The organism is Streptomyces sp. NPDC059866 (assembly GCF_042731325.1).
GTDB classification, from domain to species: Bacteria; Actinomycetota; Actinomycetes; order Streptomycetales; family Streptomycetaceae; genus Streptomyces; species Streptomyces flavusporus.
This window is the reverse complement of sequence record NZ_JBHWJT010000030.1, coordinates 1-18,563: the sequence shown is the minus strand read 5'-3', so window position 1 is coordinate 18,563 and position 18,563 is coordinate 1. Positions and strand designations below refer to the sequence as shown.

General features: G+C 72.3%; 18 protein-coding genes and 1 pseudogene. 10 read left to right on the top strand and 9 right to left on the bottom strand.

Annotation, left to right across the window (positions count from 1 at the left end):
• Window positions 1–37: 37 nt before the first annotated feature.
• Window positions 38–1,099 (bottom strand): fatty acid desaturase family protein, encoded by a 1,062-nt coding sequence (locus ACFV7R_RS35675; RefSeq protein ID WP_385271213.1) that lies wholly within the window; start codon window positions 1,097–1,099, stop codon window positions 38–40.
• 209 nt (window positions 1,100–1,308) lie between these two features.
• Between ACFV7R_RS35675 and ACFV7R_RS35670 the strand changes: the two genes are divergently transcribed.
• From ACFV7R_RS35670 to ACFV7R_RS35640, 7 genes are all read left to right on the top strand, one after another.
• Complete coding sequence (locus tag ACFV7R_RS35670) at window positions 1,309–1,986, top strand: FadR/GntR family transcriptional regulator (protein ID WP_385271394.1); 678 nt, start codon at window positions 1,309–1,311, stop codon at window positions 1,984–1,986.
• Window positions 1,983–2,141, top strand: a complete 159-nt coding sequence (locus ACFV7R_RS35665) for a hypothetical protein (protein WP_385271210.1) — start codon at window positions 1,983–1,985, stop codon at window positions 2,139–2,141. The genes ACFV7R_RS35670 and ACFV7R_RS35665 overlap by 4 nt, the downstream gene beginning before the upstream one ends.
• A 44-nt stretch (window positions 2,142–2,185) precedes the next feature.
• The gene (locus tag ACFV7R_RS35660; RefSeq protein ID WP_385271391.1) at window positions 2,186–3,202 is read left to right on the top strand and encodes an asparaginase; all 1,017 of its coding nucleotides are present in this window, start codon (window positions 2,186–2,188) and stop codon (window positions 3,200–3,202) included.
• Window positions 3,203–3,234: 32 nt separating this feature from the next.
• Window positions 3,235–4,644, top strand: a complete 1,410-nt coding sequence (aspA, locus tag ACFV7R_RS35655) for an aspartate ammonia-lyase (protein WP_385271207.1) — start codon at window positions 3,235–3,237, stop codon at window positions 4,642–4,644.
• 46 nt (window positions 4,645–4,690) lie between these two features.
• The gene (locus ACFV7R_RS35650; RefSeq protein WP_385271204.1) at window positions 4,691–5,614 is read left to right on the top strand and encodes a glutaminase; all 924 of its coding nucleotides are present in this window, start codon (window positions 4,691–4,693) and stop codon (window positions 5,612–5,614) included.
• Window positions 5,615–5,704: 90 nt separating this feature from the next.
• Entirely contained in the window at window positions 5,705–7,099 is a 1,395-nt protein-coding gene (mptB, locus tag ACFV7R_RS35645; RefSeq protein ID WP_385271202.1) for a polyprenol phosphomannose-dependent alpha 1,6 mannosyltransferase MptB, read from the top strand.
• Window positions 7,096–8,448 (top strand): glycosyltransferase 87 family protein, encoded by a 1,353-nt coding sequence (locus ACFV7R_RS35640; RefSeq protein WP_385271199.1) that lies wholly within the window; start codon window positions 7,096–7,098, stop codon window positions 8,446–8,448. The genes mptB and ACFV7R_RS35640 overlap by 4 nt, the downstream gene beginning before the upstream one ends.
• Before the next feature lie 83 nt (window positions 8,449–8,531).
• Here the strand turns inward: ACFV7R_RS35640 and ACFV7R_RS35635 are convergent.
• Window positions 8,532–9,368 (bottom strand): annotated as a pseudogene (locus tag ACFV7R_RS35635) (D-alanyl-D-alanine carboxypeptidase family protein); the annotation flags it as partial.
• A gap of 104 nt (window positions 9,369–9,472) precedes the next feature.
• Complete coding sequence (gene rho, locus ACFV7R_RS35630) at window positions 9,473–10,618, bottom strand: transcription termination factor Rho (RefSeq protein WP_385271196.1); 1,146 nt, start codon at window positions 10,616–10,618, stop codon at window positions 9,473–9,475.
• A gap of 245 nt (window positions 10,619–10,863) precedes the next feature.
• Between rho and ACFV7R_RS35625 the strand changes: the two genes are divergently transcribed.
• The gene (locus tag ACFV7R_RS35625; protein ID WP_385271193.1) at window positions 10,864–11,058 is read left to right on the top strand and encodes a hypothetical protein; all 195 of its coding nucleotides are present in this window, start codon (window positions 10,864–10,866) and stop codon (window positions 11,056–11,058) included.
• Window positions 11,059–11,068: 10 nt separating this feature from the next.
• Window positions 11,069–11,794, top strand: coding sequence for a class I SAM-dependent methyltransferase (locus ACFV7R_RS35620; protein ID WP_385271388.1), 726 nt, complete (start codon window positions 11,069–11,071; stop codon window positions 11,792–11,794).
• Window positions 11,795–11,798: 4 nt separating this feature from the next.
• Here ACFV7R_RS35620 and ACFV7R_RS35615 read toward each other — a convergent pair whose 3' ends face one another.
• The 6 genes from ACFV7R_RS35615 to ACFV7R_RS35590 form a co-directional block, all read right to left on the bottom strand.
• On the bottom strand, window positions 11,799–12,620 hold the full coding sequence (locus ACFV7R_RS35615) for an alpha/beta fold hydrolase (RefSeq protein ID WP_385271190.1): 822 nt from the start codon (window positions 12,618–12,620) through the stop codon (window positions 11,799–11,801).
• A 255-nt stretch (window positions 12,621–12,875) separates the two neighbouring features.
• Window positions 12,876–14,042, bottom strand: a complete 1,167-nt coding sequence (locus tag ACFV7R_RS35610) for a serine hydrolase domain-containing protein (RefSeq protein ID WP_385271186.1) — start codon at window positions 14,040–14,042, stop codon at window positions 12,876–12,878.
• Between the two features lie 98 nt (window positions 14,043–14,140).
• Window positions 14,141–15,109 (bottom strand): acetylxylan esterase, encoded by a 969-nt coding sequence (locus tag ACFV7R_RS35605; protein WP_385271183.1) that lies wholly within the window; start codon window positions 15,107–15,109, stop codon window positions 14,141–14,143.
• 149 nt (window positions 15,110–15,258) lie between these two features.
• A complete protein-coding gene (locus ACFV7R_RS35600) occupies window positions 15,259–15,843 on the bottom strand; it encodes a hypothetical protein (RefSeq protein WP_385271180.1) in 585 nt (194 codons plus the stop codon).
• A gap of 159 nt (window positions 15,844–16,002) precedes the next feature.
• Complete coding sequence (locus ACFV7R_RS35595; RefSeq protein WP_385271177.1) at window positions 16,003–16,758, bottom strand: ferredoxin reductase; 756 nt, start codon at window positions 16,756–16,758, stop codon at window positions 16,003–16,005.
• Complete coding sequence (locus tag ACFV7R_RS35590; RefSeq protein ID WP_385271174.1) at window positions 16,751–17,356, bottom strand: sulfite oxidase-like oxidoreductase; 606 nt, start codon at window positions 17,354–17,356, stop codon at window positions 16,751–16,753. Before ACFV7R_RS35590 ends, ACFV7R_RS35595 begins: the two co-directional genes overlap by 8 nt.
• A 264-nt stretch (window positions 17,357–17,620) precedes the next feature.
• Here ACFV7R_RS35590 and ACFV7R_RS35585 point away from each other — a divergent pair, with 264 nt between their 5' ends.
• On the top strand, window positions 17,621–18,463 hold the full coding sequence (locus ACFV7R_RS35585; RefSeq protein ID WP_385271171.1) for a putative protein N(5)-glutamine methyltransferase: 843 nt from the start codon (window positions 17,621–17,623) through the stop codon (window positions 18,461–18,463).
• The last annotated feature ends 100 nt before the right edge of the window (window positions 18,464–18,563 follow it).

Here is an 18,563-nt window from a genome sequence, read left to right as displayed (position 1 = left end):
GACCCCGCCCCGGGCACCGGCGCCCAGCGGTTTCGAGTCAGTCGCCCGCGTCCCGCAGCGGCTCTCCGACGCTCCTGAGGTGGCGCAGCGCCTCTCGGTGCGAGGCGAGCAGCCCGGTCTGGTGGTACGGGATACCCAGCTCGGCGCAGTACCGCTCGGTGATGACCTGGGCCCTGCGGAGCGCCGGCGTCGGCATGCTGGGGAAGAGGTGGTGCTCGATCTGGTAGTTGAGCCCGCCCATGAAGACATCGATGAGCGCACCGCCCCTGACGTTGCGCGAGGTGAGGACCTGGCGACGCAGGAAGTCCAGCCGCATCCCCTCCTCGATCATCGGCATCCCCTTGTGGTTGGGGGCGAACACCGAGCCGAGACAGATCCCGAACAGGCCCTGGTGGACGGCGACGAAGGCGAGCGCCCTGGCAGGGGAGAGCACGGTGAACAGGGCACCGAAGTACACGACGAAATGGACGACGAGCAGCGTCCCCTCCAGCACCGGCCGTTTCATCGACGCGTTCCCCAGCGCCTTGAAGCTGGCGAAACTCAGATTCAGCCCTTCCAGGGTGAGCAGTGGAAAGAAGAGCATGGCCTGGTGCTTTCCGATGAAACGGGGCAGCCCCTTTGCCTTGCGTGCCTGCCGCTGTGACCACACCAGAATGTCGGGAGAGACGTCGGGATCCTTTCCCTCGTGATTCGGATTCGCATGGTGCCGGGTGTGTTTGTTCATCCACCAGCCGTAGCTCATGCCCAGCAGCAGATCGGCGACCAGCAGACCGCCGGCCTCGCTGGGGCGCCGACGGGAGAAGACCTGCCGGTGGGCGAGGTCGTGGGCCGCCAGCGCGAGCTGGCCGAAGATCACGGCCAGGAAAGCGGCGACGATCAGCTGGCTCCAGCTGTCCCCCAGCGCGAGAAACGCCCCGATGCCTCCCGCAAGAGCGAGGGTCACCGCCCCGAAACGCACGGTGTAATACAACGGCCGACGCCGCAGAAGCCCGGCTTCGGTTATGCGGCGCGACAGTTCGGAAAAGTCGCTTCCCCTTTGCTGTGCGCCTTGTTCTTCGCGCGTGGACGAGTTCCCCGGGAGCACCATCGGATTGGTCATGCGCTTCAGTATGTGAACCATTTCCCGGCAGCAGAATGACGTCTTCCCCCCAGGTGGGGTGCGGGTAGCCCCACTGCCGGAACGGGGGGTCCACCGGTTTGCGGCGCGCTCGGCCCGCTTGACATCACCCGCCGGCCACCCGGAGTATCACCCCTGTGAACCTGTCAGACAGCCAGACAGGTGGAGTGGGCCCGCGGCGCGTCAGCGCGATGGAAGCGGTGCTCACCCACCTCCGCGGCGCCATCGAGCGCGGCGAGTACGCGATCGGCGACAAGCTCCCCTCCGAGGCGGAGCTCTGCCGCACGCTCGAGGTCTCCCGGCCCGTGCTGCGGGAGGCCCTGCGTGCCCTGCAGACGATGGGGCTGACCGTGGCCAAGACCGGCAAGGGCACCTTCGTCGTCGCGAGCAGCGTCGAGGAGCCCACGTTCGGCGACTACTCGGCCGGCGACCTCTTGGAGGTGCGCCGGCACGTCGAGATCCCGGTCGCCGGGTACGCGGCGCTGCGCCGCACCCCGGAGAACCTCGACCACCTCGCCCACCTGCTGGACCGTATGGAGCGGGAGACGGACACCACCGCGTGGGTCGCGATGGACACCCTCTTCCACCTGGCCGTGGCCGAGGCCGCGCAGAACCCGGTGTTCCGCCGGGTCATCGAGGAGATCCGGGACGCGCTGGCCCGCCAGTCGGCGTTCCTGAACGAGCTGGGCGGACGCCGGGAGCAGTCCAACCGTGAGCACCGGGCGATCGTCGAGGCGCTGATCGACGGTTCCGAGCACGACGCGCTCGAGGCCATGTCCCACCACCTCGACCGGGTCGAGACCACCCTCACCGACATCGTGCGCTCCGTGCGCACGGACACCCCCACGGAAGGCGGACCCGAGGCGTGAGCGAGCAGTCCCTGCACGACGCTGTGCAGAAACGTTCCGGCCGTGTCGATGCCGGAGACGTGCTGTGCCTGCCGCTGATCGTCGCGGCGCTGGTCGCGGGCCGGGACGGCATGCGCGGCCGGATACGCACCACCTCCACCAGGGCCGACGCGTGAACCACGCCCCGGCCGACGACACCTCACCGATGAACCAGGCAGTGATGTACAGCAGTTCCGTCGCGGACGCCCCCTTGGTCCGTGAGCCCCTCCACGCCCCCGTCGCCCATCTCATACGCGGCGGGATGGTCGAAGGCATCCACTACGGCTCCGTCGTCGTCCTCGGTGCGGACGGCGAGGTCCAGCTCCAGCTCGGCGACATCGAGGCCGCCTTCTACCCCCGGTCGGCACTCAAGCCCGTCCAGGCCGTCGCCATGGTGCGGGCCGGACTTCCGCTCGACGGCGAGCTGCTCTCGCTCGCCGCCGCCAGCCACTCCGGGGAGGAGCGCCATCTCGCCGGCACCCGGCGCATCCTCGACATCGCCGGACTCGCCGAGGACGATCTGCGCAACGTCCCCGACCTGCCGTTCGGCCCGGTCGTCCGGGACGCCTGGGTGCGTGAGGGCCGTATGCCCTCCCGGCTCGCCCAGAACTGCTCCGGCAAGCACGCCGCCATGCTCTACACGGCCAAGCTCAACGGCTGGTCCCTCGACGACTACCTCGACCCCGCCCATCCCCTCCAGCAGGCCATCGCCGAGATCGTCGAGGACCTCACCGGCCGGCGCATCGCCAGGGTGACCGTCGACGGCTGCGGCGCACCCCTGTTCGCCGTTTCCCTGCACGGCCTTGCGCGGGCCGCCGCCCGTATCACCACCGCCGCTTCCGGCACCCCCGAGGCGCGGGTCGCCGACGCGATGCGCGAGCACGCCGAGATGGCCTCCGGCTCCGGCCGGGACGTGGCCGCGCTGATGCGGGCCGTGCCCGGACTGCTCGCCAAGGACGGCTTCGAAGGCGTGCAGGTCGCCGCACTCCCGGACGGCCGGACCGTCGCCGTGAAGATCGCCGACGGTGCCGACCGCGCCCGCATCCCGGTCGCCGCCGCGGCGCTGGCCCGGGCCGGCGTCGACCCGGCGCTGCTCGCCGAGTTCGCGGGCGAGCCGCTGCTCGGCGGCGGACAGCCGGTCGGCAGCGTCCGGCCGGTGCGCGCGCTCGATCCGCTGCCCTCCGCCTCGTACGCCTGACTCGCACCCCTCCGACACCACAGAGGACCTTCATGACCGCCGCCACCCGCAGCGAACACGATCTGCTCGGAGACCGCGACGTCCCCGCCGAGGCGTACTGGGGCATCCACACCCTGCGCGCCACGGAGAACTTCCCCATCACGGGCACGCCGATCTCCGCCTACCCGCACCTGATCGACGCCCTCGCCGCCGTCAAGGAGGCCGCCGCCCTCGCGAACGAGGAACTCGGCCTGCTCTCTTCGGACAAGGCGGACGCCATCGTCGCCGCCTGCCGGGAGATACGCTCCGGCAAGCTGCACGACCAGTTCGTCGTCGACGTCATCCAGGGCGGTGCCGGCACCTCCACCAACATGAACGCCAACGAGGTTGTCGCCAACCGGGCGTTGGAGCTGTTGGGCCACGCCAGGGGCCGGTACCGGTATCTGCACCCCAACGAGGACGTCAACCTCGGCCAGTCCACCAACGACGTCTATCCGACCGCCGTCAAGATCGCGACGGTGTTCGCGGTGCGCGGTCTGCTCAAGGCGATGTCCGTGCTGCAGGACGCCTTCGCCCGCAAGGCCGTCGAGTTCCGCGGTGTACTCAAGATGGGGCGCACCCAGCTGCAGGACGCGGTGCCCATGACGCTGGGGCAGGAGTTCTCCGCGTACGCCGTCATGCTCGACGAGGACCGCAGCCGGCTCGCCGAGGCCGTCGAGCTGATCCACGAGATCAACCTGGGCGCCACCGCGATCGGGACAGGGCTGAACGCCCCCGCCGGGTACGCGGAAGCCGCCCGCCGCCATCTCGCCGACATCACCGGGCTGCCCCTGGTCACCGCCGCGAACCTGGTCGAGGCGACCCAGGACTGCGGCGCGTTCGTGCAGATGTCCGGCGTGCTCAAGCGGATCGCCGTCAAGCTGTCGAAGAGCTGCAACGACCTGCGCCTGCTGTCCTCCGGGCCGCGCGCGGGCCTCGGTGAGATCAACCTGCCGCCCGTGCAGGCCGGTTCCAGCATCATGCCCGGCAAGGTCAACCCGGTGATCCCCGAGGTGGTCAACCAGGTCGCCTTCGAGGTGATCGGCAACGACGTCACCATCACCATGGCCGCCGAGGCCGGACAGCTTCAGCTGAACGCCTTCGAGCCGGTCATCCTGCACTCCCTGTCGGAGAGCATCACCCATCTCGAGAGCGCCTGCCGCACCCTCGCCGAGCGCTGCGTGGACGGCATCACCGCCAACACCGAGGCGCTGCGCGCAAGCGTGGAGAACTCCATCGGCCTGGTGACCGCGCTCAACCCGCACATCGGGTACACGGCCGCCACCGACATCGCCAAGGAGGCCCTGGCCACCGGCCGCGGGGTTGCCGAACTCGTCCTGGAGAGAGGCCTGTTGCCGGCCGAACGGCTGGCCGCGCTGTTGCGGCCGGAGGTCGTCGCGGGCAGCGGCTCGCCCGTCGTCTGAACTGCGGATGCGCGCCAGGACCTGACGCGGAGGCACACTGTTGATCATGACGTCGTCGCTGACCTTCGAACCGGTCCTGAAGCGCATCGCCGAGGAGATCGAGCACACGCCCGGACGTGGCCGGCCCGCCGACTACATCCCGGCGCTCGCCGCCTGCGACCCGCGCCGCTTCGGCATGGCCGTCGCGGAGCTGGACGGCACGGTGTACGGCGTGGGGGACTGGCGTGAGCCGTTCTCCACGCAGTCCGTCACCAAGGTCTTCACCCTCGCCCTCGACCTGGCCCGCGAGGGCGACGAACTCTGGGAACACGTCGGCCGCGAGCCGTCCGGCAACCCCTTCAACTCCCTGGTCCAGTTGGAGTACGAGAACGGAATTCCGCGCAACCCGTTCATCAACGCCGGTGCGCTGGTCGTCACCGACCGCCTCCAGACCCGTACCGGCGACGCGGCGGGCACCCTCCTCGACTTCCTGCGCACCGAGAGCGGCAACCCCGGCCTGGACTTCGACCACGAGGTCGCCGCCTCCGAAGCCGCGCACGGCGACCGCAACGCCGCCCTGGCCCACTTCATGGCCTCGTACGGCAACATCGACAACCCGGTGCCGCTGCTGCTCGACCAGTACTTCAGGCAGTGCTCCGTCCGGGCCTCCTGCGCCGACCTCGCCCTCGCCACCGCCTTCCTGGCCCGGCACGGCGTCCGCGCCGACGGCTCGCGGCTGTTCACGCGCAGCCAGGCCAAGCAGGTCAACGCGGTGATGCTGACTTGCGGAACGTACGACGCGGCCGGCGACTTCGCCTACCGCGTCGGCCTGCCCGGCAAGAGCGGCGTCGGCGGAGGAATCGTCGCCGTCGTGCCGGGACGCTGCACGTTGTGCGTGTGGAGCCCGGGGCTGGACGAGCGCGGCAACTCGGTCGCCGGGGTCGCTGCCCTGGACCGTTTCACGACGCTCACCGGACTGTCGGTGTTCTGATCACACGGAGGTCATGCGCAGGTCTCCCACCGGAAGGGGGGACGTCGTTTTCCGGCCACCCGGCGTTGACACGCTGACCGAGTGTTGGCCATGGCTTCCTCCGTCGATCTCCGCCGCTGTCAGGTACTCGGCCTGGCCGGTACCGCCTTTCTCGCACTGGGCGGTGAGACGGCCGGAGCCCTTCCCGTCCGCGAGCTGTTGTCGCCCTCCTCGGCCGGCGCCGCTCTCGGGCTGGTCGGCGTGTACTTCGGCGTCGTCCTGCTGATCGCGGCCTGGGCCCTGCTCGGCCGGCTGATCCGCAGTCCCGAACCACCCACGCCGCGCGCGCTGTTGCTGGTCCTCGCCGTCTGGGCGGCCCCGCTGCTGCTGGCCCCGCCGCTGTTCAGCCGGGACGTCTACAGCTACCTCGCCCAAGGGGCCATGGTGGACGCCCAGATCGACGTGTACGCGCACGGACCGTCCCGTCTCGGCGGCCCGCTCGCCGAGGAGGTGTCCCCGGTATGGCAGCACACCGCGGCACCCTACGGCCCGGTGTTCCTCGCCGCCGCCTCCGCGCTGTCCGGCCTGACCAGTGGCGAACTGCCCGCTGGCCTCATGGGGATGCGGCTCCTGGCGCTGCTGGGCGTGGCCCTGATGGCGGCCGCGCTGCCCCGCCTCGCCCGGCACAGCGGCGCCGACCCGGCCGCCGCGCTGTGGCTCGGTGCCCTCAACCCGCTGGTACTGCTGCACCTCGTGGCCGGCGCGCACAACGACGCCATGATGCTCGGCCTGCTCGGCGTCGGCCTGGTCGCCGCACTCGGCCGCAGGCCGGTCCTGGGCGCCGTACTCATCACCCTGGCCGCGCTGGTGAAGGCGCCCGCCGTGCTCGGACTCGCCGCGGTCGTCGTGCTGCAGATGCGCGCGGGCCGCCACCCGGCGCGGGCGGTGCTGACGACCGCCGCCGCGTCCGCGGCCACGACGGTCGCCGCGACGGCCGTGGCCGGTACCGGGTACGGCTGGATCGCCGCCCTCAACACGCCCGTCTCGCCGCACAACTGGGCGCTCACCAGCCTGCTCGGCCGTGCCACCGGCGCCCTGCTGGAACGGCTGGGCAGCGATCTGGCGCCGCTCGCCGTCCCGGTGTGGCACGCGGCCGGCCTGGCGATCACCGCGATCGCCCTGCTCGTCATATGGCTGCGGCTGCGCCCCCGCCCGGTGTACGCGCTGGGGCTCAGCCTGGCGGCGGTCGCGGCCTTCGGCCCGGCGATCCGGCCCTGGTACGCGCTGTGGGGTCTGTTCCTCATCGCCGCCGCGGCGCCCACCACCTGGGTACGGCACCGGGTGGCGGCCGTCACCTGCGTCCTCGCGCTCGCCGTACTGCCCAGCGGCGGCCCGGCGGACCTCGGGCAGCTGCTGCTGGCCGTCTCCGGCGGGGTCCTCGCGGTGGTCGTGCTGTGGCAGGCCCACCAGGCCGCGCAGGCCCCGGTCCTGGGACGCACGGCATGAGGGCGCCCCGCACCGACCGCGGGCGACTGCTGCTCGTGCTCGTCCTCGCCGCCGCCGTGACCGTCTTCACCGCGACGGTGCCGCTGCTGCGGGACTGGTTCGACCTGCGCGTCTACCACGGGACCATCCACAGCTGGATCCACGACGGCGGACGCATCTACGACTACCGGGTGCCGGGGACCACGTACGGCTTCACCTATCCGCCGTTCGCCGCGGTCGTGATGCTGCCGATGGCCCTCGTCGGCCTGCACACCGCGGTCGCGATCGCCCTGCTGCTCAATCTGACCGCCCTGGGCGTGTCGCTGCGGGTGCTGACCGGCAAGGCATGGCGGCGCTACGGCTGGTACGGCTGCTCCCTGGCCGCCGGTGCGCTCGCGCTGTACGAACCGCTCCGCGACACGTTCAGCTTCGGCCAGGTCAACCTGCTGCTCCTGGCGCTCGTGCTGGTCGACGCCTGGTTGCTCGCCACCGGGCGGGGACGCTGGGCCGGTGTCGGCATCGGACTCGCGGCGGCGATCAAGCTGACGCCCGCGATCTTCATCGCGCTGCTGCTGCTCGCCCGGCGGTGGCGGGCTGCGGCCGTCGCGACGGTCGTCGCCGCGGGGGCGACGGGGCTGGCGGCGTGGGTGACGCCGGACGCGTCGCGTTTCTACTGGACGCATGCGCTGTGGGACACCACCCGGGTGGGCCGGCTGGACTACGTCTCGAACCAGTCCCTGCAGGGCCTCCTGGCCCGCCTCGACCTGGAGGGCAAGTCCGTCTGGGCGGTGGTGGTGCTGCTGGTGATGGGCGTGTGGGCCTGGCGTGCCCGCAAGGCCGTGGCGGCGGGGGACTGGTACGCCGCGTTCGCCCTGACCGGGCTGACGGCGTGTCTGGTCAGCCCGATCACCTGGGTGCACCACCTCGTGTGGCTGCTGCCGTCCTTCGTGGTGCTGGTCCGGGCCGGGCAGCCGCGGATCGCGGCCGCGCTGTACGCGGTGCTGTGCACCAGCGTGGTGTGGCTGTGGTTCGACGACGCGTCCGGCGTCGACGGGTTTCTCGGCAGCAACACCTATGCCTGGATCACCCTCGGGCTGCTGGTGTGGCTGCCGGTCGGTCACTCCGGCGCCGAGCGGACGCCCATGAGCCGCAGCGCCAGCTCGACCGCCCCCGCGCCCAGACAGGCTGCGGCCGCGATCGCCGCCGTCGCCGGCCAGCCCGGCCCGGTGTCCGGTGTGTCCGGCGCGGCCACGGGCAGGGCGGGAGGCCCGGGCCGCGGTCTGCTGCGCAGGGCGTCCAGCGAGCCCACCGGATCGACCCGGCCGGCGGCTTCGAAACCCCAGTCGAGCAACGACCGCGCCTCCTCGTAGACGGTGAAGGCGTCGCCCGACTGAGGGTTCATCACCGAGACGACGAGGGTGCGTCCGTCGCGGCGGGCGGCGGCGATCAGAGTGTGGCCGGCGTTGCTGGTGTAGCCGTTCTTGATGCCGATCAGGCCCGGGTAGGGCGCCACACCGTCCTCCCCGGTGAGCAGCCGGTTGGTGTTGTGGATGTCGTACACCGAGCCGTCGACCTCCGGGAACTTGGCCTCGGCCGTCGCGCAGTACCGCGCGAAGTCGGCGTTGCGCAGCCCCGCGCGGCCGAACACGGCCAGGTCGTAGGCCGACGACACCTGGCCGGGCGCGTCGTATCCGTCGGGCGACCGGACACGGGTGTCGTGCGCACCCAGGGTGCGGGCCTTGGCCTCCATACGCGCGGCCGTGGTGTGCCAACCCCCGTTGAGCCCGGCCAGGACACGCACGGCGTCGTTGCCGGAGCTGAGGAACACGCCGCGCCACAGGTCGGTGACGCGGTACGCGCCTCCCTCCTCGACCCCGACCAGGCTGCTGCCCGACCCGATGCCCGCCAGCTCCTCGTCCGTGACCCGGTGCCGGAGCCCTCCGGGCAGCGCCGGCAGCACCGTGAGGGCGAACAGGGTCTTCAGGGTGCTGGCGGGCGGCAGTTTGCGGTGGGCGTCGTGCGCGGCGAGCACCTCGCCGGTGTCGGCGTCGGCCACCAGCCACGACAGGGCGGAGACGTCCGGGACCTGCGGTGCTCCGGGGCGCGGCAGCGCCTGCGTGCCGGAGCGGTACAGCAGGGTCGACACCGGGGCTGTCCCCCGCGGCGCGCCCGGTGCACCGGGGTCCGGCTCTGTCGGAGCGGCCGCCGCGACGGGGGCGAGCGCCAGGATGCCGGCGACGCAGAGACCGCAGGTCGGCACGGCCACCCTGGAAGGGAATCCGATCTTCATATGATCAACGTAGGAACGAAGTCCTGGCCACGCCGCGCTGTCAGGGCCGAATGCGGCAGGCGTGCACCCGGATGCCGCACCGGAGGGACGCGTGTGAACCGCCGTCAGTCTCCCCGGCGGGCGGGCAGCGTCGGCTGGATCCGGCGCAGGAACGTCGCGTTGTCGGGGGTCGCGCGCATCCGCTCCAGCAGGGTCTCCAGGCTCGCCTCGCCGTCGCGGGTGCGCAGGGCGCGCCGCAGCCCGTGCACGGCGGTCAACTCGGGCGGGGACAGGAGGAGTTCCTCGCGGCGGGTACCGGAGCCCGTGATGTCGACGGCCGGGAAGACCCGGCGGGAGGCCGGTTCGCGGCTCAGCCGGAGCTCCATGTTGCCGGTGCTCTTGAGCTCCTCGAAGAAGTAGTCGTCGGCGCGGGAGCCGGTCTCGACCAGGGCGGTGGCGAGGATGGTCAGCGATCCGCCCTCCTCGGCCAGGCGCGCGGCGCCGAAGAAGCGCTTGGGGCCGTGCAGCGCGGCCGCGTCGACGCCACCGCTGAGGGTGCGGCCACCGGAGGCGGCCGCGTTGTTGTGCGCCCGGCACAGCCGGGTCAGCGAGTCGAGGAGGATCACGACGTCCTCGCCGGCCTCGACGAGCCGCTTGGCCCGCTCGATCACCAGCTCGGCGAGCGCGATGTGCTGCCTGGGCGTCCGGTCGAAGGTCGAGGCGTACACCTCGCCCCGCACCGAGCGCCGCATGTCCGTGACTTCCTCGGGGCGTTCGTCGAGCAGCACCACCATCAGCCGGCATTCGGGGTGGTTGCCGGCGACGGCGGCCGCGATCTGCTGGAGCAGCACAGTCTTGCCGGTCTTGGGCGGGGCCACGAGGAGCCCGCGCTGCCCCTTGCCGACGGGCGAGAGCAGGTCGACGACGCGTCCGGCGAGACCGGACGCCGGGTGTTCGAGGCGGAGTCGTTCGCGCGGGTGGAGGGGCGTGAGGTCGCGGAAGTGACGGCGACCGCGGACCTCTTCGGGCGTGCGGCCGTTCACGTGCGCGACCTCGGTCAGGGTGCGCTGGGAGCCGTGTACGCCTTCGACGAGGTCGCCCTTGCGCAGTCCGTACCGGCGGATCAGCGCGGCCGGGACCTGCGGATCGGCGGACGTCGGAAGGCAGTTCGCGGCGCGCAGGTGTGCCTTGCCGCCCGCGTCGATGTCGACGACACCGGTGACGGCCTGGGCCTGTTGCTGGAGGGGAGGGTGTTCGAGAGTGGCGGTCATGGTGGTCGGTCCTTTCACGGACGGAGGGCCTGGGACACAGGCAAGCGGGAGCAAGGGAGGGGAGAGCCGCAGGGGAGGGCGTACGTACGTGCCTCCGGGCGGCGGAGAACAGCACCTCGGCGACGGACCGCAAGGTCTGCTGATGAGGTGGTGCTGAGAAGCCGCTGATCCGACCGGGATTACGGCGGGCGGTTCGGCAGACTGAGGAAGGAAACTGCACCGGCGCCACATCGGGGCGTACACAGGTGCTCACTGCACCGTACCACCCGATCCGCGACTACCACTGTGACGTACGCCTCAGTATCCCGGCCGAGGGCCGGATCGGCGTGCCGCTGCTCGCCGTGCTCATGCTGGTCCCGCTCGGGTTCGCGCCCTGGCGGTACGGCCTCGCCGGGCTCCTGATACCGGCGACGCCGTTCCTGCTGTCCAGGCGTGACTAAGCTGATGTCGATGTTCAGCCCCGAAGGTCCCAGCCTCCGCGAACTCGCCGTACAGGCGCTGTCCTCCGTCGAGCGCGGCTACGACCTGCTCGCCCCGAAGTTCGACCACACACCCTTCCGCACGCCGGACGCGGTGCTGGAGGCCACCGCGGCGGCACTGCGGCGGATCGGGCCGTTCGAGGACGGGCTCGACCTGTGCTGCGGCACCGGCGCGGGCGTGGATGTGCTGACGGGTGTGTGCCGGCGGAGTGTCACGGGGGTCGACTTCAGTGCGGGCATGCTCGCCGTCGCGCGGGAGCGTGGCCGGGCCGTCGGGCCGCGGGTCTCCTGGGTGCGTGCCGACGCCCGCGCCCTGCCGTTCCGGCCCGCGTTCGACCTCGTGGCCAGCTTCGGCGCGTTCGGGCACTTCCTCCCGGGCGAGCTGCCGGGACTGTTCGAGCAGGTCCACTCCGTCCTGCGGCCGGGCGGGTGCTTCGCCTTCCCCGTCGTCGCCCCGCCCCGCCCGGGATCCACCGCCTACTGGATGCTGGAGGGCTTCGACGCGGTGATGCGGGTCCGCAACGCCGTGTGGCGGCCGCCCTTCGTCATGTACTACCGGGCCGTCCGGTTCGGTGACGTCCTGCGGGAGCTGGACCGTGCCGGTTTCCGGGTGGATCTCCATGCGCTGCCCGAGTTCGGGCAGCGCGGCGACGGCAGTCCGCGCGTCCGCATGGTCGCGGCCGGACGGCCCCGGTAGGAGCTCAGCTCCGGATGAACTCGAGCAGATCGGCGTTGAACGTCCGCTCGTAGTCGCCGGCCAGGCCGTGCGGGGCGCCCGGATACACCTTGAGGGTGGCGTCCTTGACGATTTCGGCCGTCTTCAGGGCGGCGGCGCCGATCGGCACGATCTGGTCGTCGTCGCCGTGCGCGACCAGCGTCGGTACGTCGATGCTCTGCAGGTCCTGGGTGAAGTCGGTCGCCGAGAACTGCTCGATGCAGTCGTACGCGCCCTTGAGGCCGGCCTGCATGCTCCACATCCAGAACGCGCGGCGCACGCCCTCGGACTCGGTGGCGCCGGGCCGGTTGTAGCCGTAGAAGCTCGCGCTCAGGTCCCAGTAGAACTGCGAGCGATCCGCCTCGACTCCGGCCCGGATCCCGTCGAAGACCTCCAGCGGCGTACCCTCCGGGTTGGTGTCCGTCCTGAGCATCAGCGGCGGGACGGCACCCAGCAGCACGGCCTTGGCGACCCGCCCGCTGCCGTGCCGCCCGAGGTAGCGGGCCACTTCTCCGCCGCCGGTCGAATGGCCGACCAGGATCACGTCGTTGAGGTCGAGCTTCTCGATCAACTCGGCCAGGTCGTCGGCGTACTGGTCCATGTGGTTGCCCTGCCAGGGCTGCCCCGAGCGGCCGTGGCCGCGGCGGTCGTGGGCGATCGCGCGGAAGCCGTTGTCGGCGACGAGGCGGGCCTGCCCGTCCCAGGCGTCCGCGTTGAGCGGCCAGCCGTGGCTGAACACCACGGGCCGGCCGCTGCCCCAGTCCTTGTAGAAGATCTCGGTGCCGTCGGACGTGGTGAACATGGTCATGTCGAGCTCCCTGTGGCACGGTCGATCTGCGCGGCGTTATGGATGCTCATGCGCAGAATGCCTCTCTTGAGAGGGTCTCCAGCCTACGGAGACAGGCCGTGATCTTCATGTCGGCCTCGAACCCCGGCGTGACCCCGCCGGAGCGGCGGCGGGACCTGCCCGGCCGGGAGCCCGGTCTCGGACCGCCGCCGGAAGAGTGAACTCAGGGAATGCCGGTCCGGCGGTTCGACCGGAGCAGTACGGGTCACGCGGCTGTCACAGGGCGCTGTACAAGGCGTCGACCAGCGCCATCTTGCGTGGGTCGTTCGCGATGTGCGGCCCCATGCGGTTCATCACGTAGCCCAGCGACACTCCCGCCTCCGGATCCGCCAGCCCGCAGGACCCGCCGAAACCGTCGTGCCCGAAGGCCCGCGGATTGGGCCCGTACGAGCCGTGCGGCCCGCTCAGCCACAGTCCCAGCCCGGCCTCCGTCTCCCCGTCGAACCCGGCACCCAGCACCAGGTCCCGGCAGGCGCCCTGACCCTCGCGCACCCGCTCGGCCGCCTCGGGGGACAGGATTCGGTGGCCGTCGTACGTACCCCGGCCCGAGAAGATCCCGTACAGGGCGGCGACGGCCCGCGCGGTGCCGTGGCCGTTCGCGGCGGGGATCTCGGCGGCCCGCCACTCGGGCGTGTTGGCCTCGGCCGCGCCCACCGCGGGATTGGTCAGCGCGGCAATCGCGGCGGGCGCCAACTGGCTGAAGATCGCCGCCTGTTCGCTGCTCGGCGCGACCCGCGGATGCACCAGCTCCGCCGCCCGCCCGGCCTCCTTCTCCGGCAGGCCGATGGTGAAGTCGAGCCCGAGCGGCCCGGTCACCTCACGCTCCAGGAACGCGCCCGGCAGCAGCCCCGACACCCGCCGGACGACCTCGCCGACCAGGTGGCCGTACGTCAGCGCGTGGTACCCGGACCGCGTCCCCGGTTCCCACCACGGCTCCATCGCCGCCAGCCGGCCCGTCGTCACCTCCCAGTCGCACAGATCGGCGAAGGTGTGCGGCTCGCGCGGGCCGGAGAGTCCGGCGCGGTGCGACAGCAGATGCCGTACGAGGATCTCCTCCTTGCCGGCCGCGGCGAACTCCGGCCAGTACGCGGCCACCGGGGCGTCGAGGTCGAGCAGGCCCCGGTCGGCGAGAATGTGCGCGCACAGCGCCACCGGACCCTTGGACGTCGACCAGACGTTGACCAGCGTGTCGCGTTCCCAGCCCCGGGTGCGGGCCGCGTCGGCCCAGCCGCCCCACAGGTCGACCACGCTCACGCCGTCGACCGAGACGGCGACCGCGGCGCCGAGCTCGCCCCGCTCCCGGAAGTTCTCCTCGAACGCCGTCCGCACCGCGGCGAAGCGGGTGTCGCAGTGACCGTGGATGTCTGGCGTGCGCTCGGGCATGGCCCCTCCGTCGTCCGTCGGAAGCCCGGTCCGCGGCCCTGCGGCCCGGGCTCCCCGAACGTACCGACTGGTCGGACCGGAGGGAAGTGGCGGTCCGCTCAGGCGTACGACCGCAGCCAGCGCACCTTGGCGGCCTCCTGGTACGGGCCGCCGCCCTCGTGGTCGTTGAACTCGTACACCTCGATCGCCTTGTCCTCGTGCGCCCAGGCGTTGAAGGCGGCGAAGACGGTGGACGGCGGGCAGGTCTGGTCCTCCAGCGCCGCCGAGAACAGCGCGGGGGCCCGGCCGCGGGCGGCGAAGTGCACGCCGTCGAAGTAGGAGAGCGTGCGCAGGGCGTCCTCGCCGCGGCCGCGGTGGGTCTTGAGGTACAGGCCGATCTCGCGGTACGGGTGACGGTCCGTCAGCGTCGCCGCCCGCGGGTAGTCGCACAGGAACGGCACGTCCGGCGCGACCGCGACCAGGTCGGGGACCAGACCGCCGACGGCGATGGTGATCCCGCCGCCCTGGCTGGCGCCGAGCGCCATGGTCCGGGCCGCATCGGTGAGCGGATGCGAGCGGGCCGCCTCGACGGCGCGCACCGCGTCCGTGAACACCCGGCGGTAGTAGTAGTTCTCCGGCGCGTCGATGCCGCGGGTCATGAAACCGGGGTACGCGGGCGCGCCGCCGACCGGATCGGGGGTGCCGCCACCGCCGCCCCAGGCGCTGCCCTGGCCGCGGGTGTCCATCACGAAGTGCGCGCGGCCCGTGGACGCCCACAGCAGGTGCTCGTGCGGCAGGCCGCGGCCGCCCCCGTAGCCGATGAACTCCACGACCAGCGGCAGTGGTTCCTCCGCCGCGGCGGGCAGTGTCAGCCACCCCTTCACCGGGTGCCCGCCGAATCCGGCGAAGGTCACGTCGTACACCGTCACCGTCGACAGTCCCGTGTCGACCGGTTCGAACCGGGCGTCCAGGTCGTACTCGCGCGCCTCCTGCAGGGTCTTGGACCAGAAGGCGTCGAAGTCCTCGGGCTCGGTGGAGGAGCTGTGGTACTCGCGGAGTTCGTCGAGGGGGAGGTCGAACAGCGCCATGTAGGACCGCCTTGGGTGAAGAGGACGTTGATGATCACACCGTACGCGGGTGGTCGGACCACTCGCCAGGTCTTCTCGTCCTCGACCGGGGCATGGACGGGGAAGGGGAGACAGACCGCCTGGTGGTCGGAGCACTCATGAACGCCCGGTCAGGCCCGCCGCCCGGTCCACTCCGGTTCCGTACGGGCCCACTCGCGCTCCCACTCGGCCATCCGGTGACCGGTGGCCACCCGGCGTACGACCGCACGGCCGAGGAGCACCACGCCGGCCGTGCCGGCCGTGGCGCAGATGCCGATGGCGAAGGTGTGCTGCCAGACCGTCGCGTCGTCCGGCGGCGGCGGCACACTGCGGCCCCGCGTGTCGAACCACACGTCGACCTTCTCACCGGGCCGCGTGCCCGCCGGGACCTGTGCGGAGGCCGTGCGGGGACCGTCGCCCGGCTCCGTCCACCGCACGGTCGCCCGGTACGTGTACTCCCGGCCGCCCTCCAGGGCGGGCACACCGGCGGGACTCCTGCCCAGGACCTCGGCACGGACATGCCTGCGCTCGGCCCGCTGGGCCACCGCGGTCGACCGTGCCTCGTCGTGGGCCCACCAGGCCGCGACCGCCCCGGCCAGTGGAGCGCCCAGCAACAGCAGGACGGCGACGGCCAGCGTCGTCCACGCCTCGACGACGTCCGAGCGGCGTCGCAGCGGATTGCGTCGCCAGCGCCAGCCGCGCACCCGGGTTCCCATGCCCGCCTCCTCGCCGTCACCGGAGGCCCCGGGAGCCGTACCCTCGCTCCCTCGGGCCGCCACGTATGCGTGCGAGTGCCACATGGATCTCGTACCCCGTCCAGGGGACTTCGTTCACGAGGAACGGCCGCCGTGCGGGACGAGCCGGGGCGCCGGGGCTCAGCCGAAGCGTTCGATCCGGATACGGTCCACCGGCTGGCCGGCCGCGACGAGCAGACGCGAGGCATGCTCGGCGAAGGCGTTGGAGCCGCACACATAGGCCTCCCACCCACCGGGAGGCCGCTCGGCCAGGAGCGGCGCCACATGGGCGGTCGTCAGGCGTCCCACGGGCAGACCCGGCGGGGCGCTCCGCGTGAACACGGGCGTCGTCTCCGGGCCGTACTCCGCCGCGTAGATGAGCTGCTCGGGACCGCGCGCGGACACCAGCAGCCGCAGCGGCACGGACAGGTCCCGTGCCCGGTGGTGGCGCACCATCGACATCAGCGGTACGACCCCGGAGCCCGCGCCGATCAGCAGCGCCGCCCGGTCTCCCGGCCAGGCGAAGAAGCCGCTCAGCGGACCGCGCACCTCGACCCGGTCGCCCGGCCGGGCCTCGGCGTGGAACCAGCCGGAGACCTCGCCGCCGTCGACATGGTCCAAGGTCAGCTCGATGTGCCCCGAGTCGTCCGGCGCGGACGCGATCGAGTAGTGGCGCTGGGCCGTGTAGCCGTCCGCGGCGGTCAGCCGCAGCATCAGGTGCTGGCCCGGCAGGTGCCCCGCCCAGGCGGGCACCGCGAACCGGAAGGTGGCGGCACGCGGGGTCTCGCGGCGGATCTCGGTGAGCGTGGCGGTCTGCCAGCGGTTCGCGGTCCCGTCGCCGACGGCGATGCGGCCGGGGACGGCGAACCGGGTCGGGGGAGTGAAGATCTCAGTCACCGGAGTACCGCTGCTCCTCCCAGGGGTTGCCGCGCGCGTGGTAGCCGTGCTGCTCCCAGAAGCCGGGCTCGTCGTGGTCGAGCAGCCGCAGGCCCGCAATCCACTTGGCGCTCTTCCAGAAATACAGGTGCGGCACGAGCAGCCGCGCCGGACCGCCGTGCTCGGGCGTGAGCGGCCGGCCGTCGTACTCCCATGCGATCCAGGCACGTGAGCCGGTGAGGTCGGCGAGCGGGAGGTTCGTGGTGTACCCGGTGTGCGCGTACGCCACCGCGTGGGTGGCGGACGGCAGCGGCCGCACCTGCTCCAGGAACGCGTCCAGGGACACACCCCCGAACCGCACCCCGAACTTCGACCAGCTGGTCACGCAGTGGATGTCGCCCTCGTACACCGACGCCGGCAGCGCGTGTGCCGCATCCCAGTCCCAGGTGAGCGGCTCCTCGACGAGACCGTCGATGCGGAAGGTCCAGTCGGCGGCCGTGAGGTCGGGCGTGACCTCGGCGGACAGGACGGGCCAGTCGTCGCCCGCGTCGTACTGCCCGGGCGGCAGCCCCGGGTTGTCGACGCGCGGGCGCCCGGTGAAGCCTCGGGTGACGTTCATGCGGGTGGTGCCTCCAGGCCGCCTGCGCGGCGGCCCGCCGTAGAGCGTGATCGGTGTGTACGCGGACCACCGTACGCGGTGAGCGTCCGGCCCTTCGGGTAGGGTGGCCGTCCGGCTGTGGGTGGTCCCGGCCGTTGCGAGGCCGAGGAGGTGAGACCCATTACTGCTGTGTCAGGTCGGGTGCTCTCCCCTCACGACAGCGCGGATCACCGGCTCTAGGTGACCGTGAGAGCGCCCTTCGGCTTCCGAAAGGCTCTCGGCTTCATGCCCGCTCCTCCTTCCGCTTCGCCGTCCCGCCCCTCCCGTTCCTCCGTCGTCGCCGCGCTGCGTGCCGCGGGCTGCGTCTTCGCCGAGGACGAAGCGGAGCTGATCCTCGGCGCCGCCCGCACCCCGGCCGAGGCCGCCGCCATGGTGGACCGCCGCCGTGCCGGACTGCCCCTTGAACTCGTCCTGGGCTGGGCCGAGTTCAAGGGGCTGCGGATCGCCGTCGAACCCGGCGTCTTCGTGCCCCGCCGCCGCACCGAGTTCCTCGTCGACCAGGCCGTCGCCCAGGCTCCGGACGCGGCCGTCGTCGTCGACCTGTGCTGCGGCTCGGGCGCCGTGGGCGCCGCCCTCGCCGCCGCTCTCGGCCGGGTCGAACTGCACGCCGCCGACATCGACCCGGCCGCGGTGCGCTGCGCCCGCCGCAACATCGCCGGTCACGGCGGCCGGGTCCATGAGGGCGACCTGTTCGAGGCCCTCCCCGGCGAGCTGCGAGGCCGCGTCGACATCCTCGCCGCCAACGTGCCCTACGTCCCCACCGCCGAGGTCGGCCTGCTGCCGGCCGAGGCCCGCGACCACGAGCCGCTGGTCGCCCTCGACGGGGGCGCCGACGGACTCGAGGTGCTGCGCCGGGTCGCCGCCGGGGCGGTCCGGTGGCTCGCGCCCGGCGGCTGCCTGCTGATCGAGACGAGCGAGCGCCAGGCCCCCTCGGCCGTCGACGCCTTCATCCGCGCCGGCCTGACCACCCGACTGGCCGTCTCCGAGGAGCTGTACGCGCACGTCGTGATCGGGGCCGGAGCCCCTGCCGGCTGCAGGGAACGTCTCGTGTCACCTTCGCGGCCGTGAGCGGCCCGAGCTTGTGCACTCGGTCGTTCACACCTCGTCGCGCTCCCGACTGCCCCCTACGACAGGACGGTCACGGGTCGCATCCACCCAGCCCCCCAGC

Excerpts from the sequence above, each read along its gene's own strand:
- ACFV7R_RS35660 (WP_385271391.1), top strand. The coding sequence starts at position 2,186 with ATGTACAGCAGTTCCGTCGCGGACGCCCCCTTGGTCCGTGAGCCCCTC.
- rho (WP_385271196.1), bottom strand. The coding sequence starts at position 10,618 with ATGACCGCCACTCTCGAACACCCTCCCCTCCAGCAACAGGCCCAGGCC.
- ACFV7R_RS35675 (WP_385271213.1), bottom strand. The coding sequence starts at position 1,099 with ATGACCAATCCGATGGTGCTCCCGGGGAACTCGTCCACGCGCGAAGAA.
- ACFV7R_RS35610 (WP_385271186.1), bottom strand. The coding sequence starts at position 14,042 with ATGCCCGAGCGCACGCCAGACATCCACGGTCACTGCGACACCCGCTTC.
- ACFV7R_RS35650 (WP_385271204.1), top strand. The coding sequence starts at position 4,691 with ATGACGTCGTCGCTGACCTTCGAACCGGTCCTGAAGCGCATCGCCGAG.
- ACFV7R_RS35605 (WP_385271183.1), bottom strand. The coding sequence starts at position 15,109 with ATGGCGCTGTTCGACCTCCCCCTCGACGAACTCCGCGAGTACCACAGC.
- ACFV7R_RS35600 (WP_385271180.1), bottom strand. The coding sequence starts at position 15,843 with ATGGGAACCCGGGTGCGCGGCTGGCGCTGGCGACGCAATCCGCTGCGA.
- ACFV7R_RS35640 (WP_385271199.1), top strand. The coding sequence starts at position 7,096 with ATGAGGGCGCCCCGCACCGACCGCGGGCGACTGCTGCTCGTGCTCGTC.
- ACFV7R_RS35615 (WP_385271190.1), bottom strand. The coding sequence starts at position 12,620 with ATGACCATGTTCACCACGTCCGACGGCACCGAGATCTTCTACAAGGAC.
- ACFV7R_RS35585 (WP_385271171.1), top strand. The coding sequence starts at position 17,621 with ATGCCCGCTCCTCCTTCCGCTTCGCCGTCCCGCCCCTCCCGTTCCTCC.
- mptB (WP_385271202.1), top strand. The coding sequence starts at position 5,705 with ATGGCTTCCTCCGTCGATCTCCGCCGCTGTCAGGTACTCGGCCTGGCC.
- aspA (WP_385271207.1), top strand. The coding sequence starts at position 3,235 with ATGACCGCCGCCACCCGCAGCGAACACGATCTGCTCGGAGACCGCGAC.
- ACFV7R_RS35620 (WP_385271388.1), top strand. The coding sequence starts at position 11,069 with ATGTTCAGCCCCGAAGGTCCCAGCCTCCGCGAACTCGCCGTACAGGCG.
- ACFV7R_RS35670 (WP_385271394.1), top strand. The coding sequence starts at position 1,309 with ATGGAAGCGGTGCTCACCCACCTCCGCGGCGCCATCGAGCGCGGCGAG.
- ACFV7R_RS35590 (WP_385271174.1), bottom strand. The coding sequence starts at position 17,356 with ATGAACGTCACCCGAGGCTTCACCGGGCGCCCGCGCGTCGACAACCCG.